Source organism: Bartonella sp. AP1QHHD (assembly GCF_042196265.1).
Taxonomy (GTDB): Bacteria; Pseudomonadota; Alphaproteobacteria; order Rhizobiales; family Rhizobiaceae; genus Bartonella.
In genome coordinates this window covers 1-3,996 of record NZ_JBHIPW010000098.1, presented here as the reverse complement: position 1 = coordinate 3,996, position 3,996 = coordinate 1, and the positions used below count along the sequence as shown (strand labels likewise).

At 40.2% G+C, this 3,996-nt stretch carries 3 protein-coding genes; all 3 read left to right on the top strand.

The annotated features are described in order from the left end of the window. Positions 1–54 precede the first annotated feature (54 nt). A complete protein-coding gene (locus ACFIME_RS08915; protein ID WP_375662462.1) occupies positions 55–1,395 on the top strand; it encodes a hypothetical protein in 1,341 nt (446 codons plus the stop codon). Next, a complete protein-coding gene (locus ACFIME_RS08910) occupies positions 1,395–3,578 on the top strand; it encodes a hypothetical protein (protein WP_375662461.1) in 2,184 nt (727 codons plus the stop codon). The genes ACFIME_RS08915 and ACFIME_RS08910 overlap by 1 nt, the downstream gene beginning before the upstream one ends. Before the next feature lie 16 nt (positions 3,579–3,594). Then, a partial coding sequence (locus tag ACFIME_RS08905; RefSeq protein ID WP_375684823.1) for a transglycosylase SLT domain-containing protein occupies positions 3,595–3,996 on the top strand: 402 nt, incomplete at its 3' end.

Below are 3,996 nucleotides of genomic sequence, written 5' to 3'. Positions count from 1 at the left end.
GCTGCCGTTTAGTTTGAATAATCTTAGAAAAAATAAATAGTTAAAGGGAAAGTAATGGTTTTTATAGATTTTGACCCGAGAGATAGACGTTTCATATCCAAACTAGAAAAAGATCTACACGAACGCAGACTAGAAAAAGATCTACTACAATCAATAGCGAATCAACGAAAGGACAAACATAAATTACCAGTTTTTCTTAATGCGATTTCTATGAATGATCCATATAAGATAGGCTCTTTTTCTCCTTCTCCAATAGGTTCTATTCGTCCTTCTGAGATAGATAATGAGGGGAATAAACCCTCTCCGATTCCACAATCAGAAACTCCTCCTCAGTTAGAGACTTCTCCACCTATTTCAACAAAACCAGTTCCATTGCAAGAACAGCCTCCTGAACCAAATCTTAGTTTTTGGGATAAATTTTCTCGTTTTTCACAGTCTGATGTTAGTAAAAATATTGATGATTTTCTTATGGGGGCGATAACAGCAAGTCCAAATTCATCTGGATGGCAACTTTTTGCCAAGGGGCTGAAGAACTTGCATGAAGGAGATAAACAAAGAGGGCAGGTTAACCAGACTGTCGAGTATCTAAAATCCAAAGGCTATAGTGAAGAAGAAGCTGCTATTATGGCACGTAATCCGCAAATGCTTAGTGCGATGCTAACAGGTGGTGATACTCCTAAGTTACCTCTGGGGCATCAATGGTATATCAATCCGGAGACAGGTGAACGTGAAGCGAGACCGATTAAAGGATCTCTACTGGAATTGGAGTATAATCAGAAAAAACGAGACATAGAAGAGTGGGAAATAGGTAAGAGAAACACTGCTGCTGTAGTAGCAAAAGAAATTAATCATATTGTGGATACAGTTAACAATGCTCTTCAAATTATAGAGAAGAATCCCAAAAAGGCTGCTGGTAAGGTCGGTGCTTTTGCTCAGATTATCCCAGGCGCTGATGCAAAAACATTAAAAAATAAATTAAAAACGCTTGAAGGTGGTGTCTTTGTTCGAGTGATTGAAGCAATCAAAAAGCAAAGTGACGGCGGAAAATTAGGCGTTGGACCGTTATCTAATGAAGAAAGCAGGCGCATAGTAGCATCTTATGGTACTATGGACATTAGCGATAAACCAGAAGAACTATATAAAACGCTCTTAAAAATCAAAGATATGTTTGATCTTTTTAAAAAACTGAATGATGAGGAAATTTATAGGTTGTCAAATGGAATGGAAGTAAGACCGCGTCTAAAGTATTCTGCTCAATATGCTAATCAGTCGATGTCGCAAGGAGGTAGTGAAAATATACCTCGGATGAGTATGCAAGAAGCTGCTAAAAGAAATGATATTACTGAATTTATAGATATTGAGACTGGTGAGCATATGAGGAAGGTAAAATTGTAATGAATACGTCTCGATCTAGATATGTAACATTAGAGGATGGAACACGTTATCGTTTTGATGTTATTGATAATAATTCTCAAAATAATGCGTCTCGATCTAGATATGTGACCTTAGAAGATGGAACACGCTATCGCTTTGATGTTCTCAATGATGCCTCCAACTTTGAAGAAACAACTTCACCCCAACATCCCGAAATCACGCAAAGTGAAGCTTTTTGGAACTCTTTAAAGCATGGTTTGAGTTTTAATTTAGATGATGAGATTGCGGGGATTACAGCGGCAGGACGTGATTCTGATGATGAGTTGGCAATAAAGGCTTTTGCGAAGGGGCTTTACAACTATTGGACTGGAGATAAGAAAACCATAGAAAAATATGAGAAAGAAGCTAATAGAATACGTGATTATTATCGTAGGATGAGTGATCAACATTATTGGACTTCTTTTGCTGGAAATGCTTTAGGGTCGGCAATTCCTTCCCTTGCGACTTTAGGGGGAGGATTGTTAGCCTCAGGAGCACGCTTTGTAGCGCCTACACTTGCAAGGAATGTGGCGGGATCAAAATTAGGTCAAGCCTTTTTGAAAGCAGGTCAGTTACCCCCAAGTCGATTTGCAAGTCCATTTTTAGGCATCACGAACAAAACAACATTGCCGCATTTGCTTAAAGTAGGGGCGGCATCTGGTGCATTACATGGAGCGGGAGAAGGTGAAGGACTTGGTAATACACTTACAAGTACGTTATCTGGTGCAGGTTTAGGAGCGGGTGGGGCATTGGCTGGAAGTGCTTTAGCTCATTTAGCTGGTTATCCGGTAAGCGGAATACGAAGACTTTTTTCTCCTTCTCATAAGGAAGGTGTTGCAACAGACACGTTAAGAGCAATCAGTAAACATTTAGGCAATGAAGCTTCTGAAGAGCTAGGAGAATCTTTTAAAAAAGCAGTTTCTACCGATTACGTAGCTGATCATAGTCCTTTTTTACAAGACCTTGTTTTTGATATCGCGAAAAGAAATCAAGGAGCTTATCTTGATTTGACTAAAAGAGCTGGGCAGAGAGCGCTGGGAGGAGGGGAGCGTATTCATCAAGCTGCTGATGAACACTTTGTTCCTCGTCAAAATGTCACAGGTTTAAAAGGTGATCTTATCGCGAGTAGGAAAGAAGCATCCCATACTCTTTATGAAATAGCTAAAAAGATACCAATAGGAGAGAAATATTATGGGGCACTTAATGAATTAATGGAGCGTCCATACTTTAAACAAGCTTATAATAAAGGGCTAAGGGGATTCATTAGTGATGGCAATAAAGCCAGTCCGTTTTCTTCTGAAAAATTTAGCCTTCTTAAAGAGAAACCCAACATGGGTATTCTCCATAAAACTAAGGAGGCTATTGATTTTATGATACGGGCAGAAAAGAGGCAAGGAAACAATAGCAAAGTTCGTAGCTTAGTAGATATCGACAAAAAGTTATTAGAGATTATGGATGATATATCGTCTGAATATAAGAAAGGGCGGGCATTGTATCATCAATATAGTTCACATGTAGATGCTATGGGTAAAGGTTCTAAAATCCTTAGCAAGTCGGTTAATAAGGATGAGTTCAGTAAAATCTTTGATGAATTATCAGAGGGAGAACAAGAATACTTTAAAAAGGGCTCAAGGGCAGAACTTTTACAAGGTATGGGGCAAACAAAAGATGAAGTATCCAAGGCAAAGGAGATTTTTGGTACGAATGATCTGTATGAACGATTTGCAAAGATTTATGGAGCCGATAAAGCTTCTGCTGTTAAGAATGTTGTCAATAAAGAAGCTAATTATGCAGATTTTTATAACAGAATACCAGGTCGTGTAGCGGATGAAAAGATATCTTTTACGCATAATGTCAGTATGCCAACGGGTAAACGTGATGCAGCTGTACAATTAGCAAAAGCTGCTGGGAAGGCAGCTTGGATTCCTTTCAAAGAGGCGGCGTTTAGAGAGCGTCAACGGATTGAAAAGGATGTTGTCAAATTGTTAACAGGGGGGACACAGATTAAGAATGATCAAATTGTAGCTCTCATTCAACGCATGGTAAACGCGCATCATAAGGGATATGCGACAAAAGAATGGTTCAAAAAGCTTTCTGCTGCTTTGTTTGGAGGTGGGGGAAAAGCCTCAACGGAGGAGTTGAATTTATTGAGTGCATTTGAGTAAGGGAGGAGATTAGGCTATGACCCGTTCTAGTCCTTCTGTTAATCAAGCGATCCGTCAAGCAGCAGTGCGTTATGGTTTGCCAGAGAGTTATTTGTACCGTGTTGCGCAAGTGGAAAGTGGAGGCAATCCGAATGCAAGGAATCCCCGTTCTTCTGCGGGTGGGTTGTATCAATTTATAGACAGCACCGCCAAACAATATGGTTTGCAGGATCGTTTTGATCCCATGCAAGCGGCAGATGCCATGGGGCGGTTGACGCTTGATAATCGCAATCATTTAAGCCGCCTTTTGGGAAGAGCGCCTAGTGAAGCGGAATTGTATTTAGCACATCAACAAGGTGCAGGAGGAGCCGCGCGGCTTCTTCAAAATCCCCATGCCAATGCGGCGCAAATTGTTGGGAGCAATGCGGTTGGCTTGAAT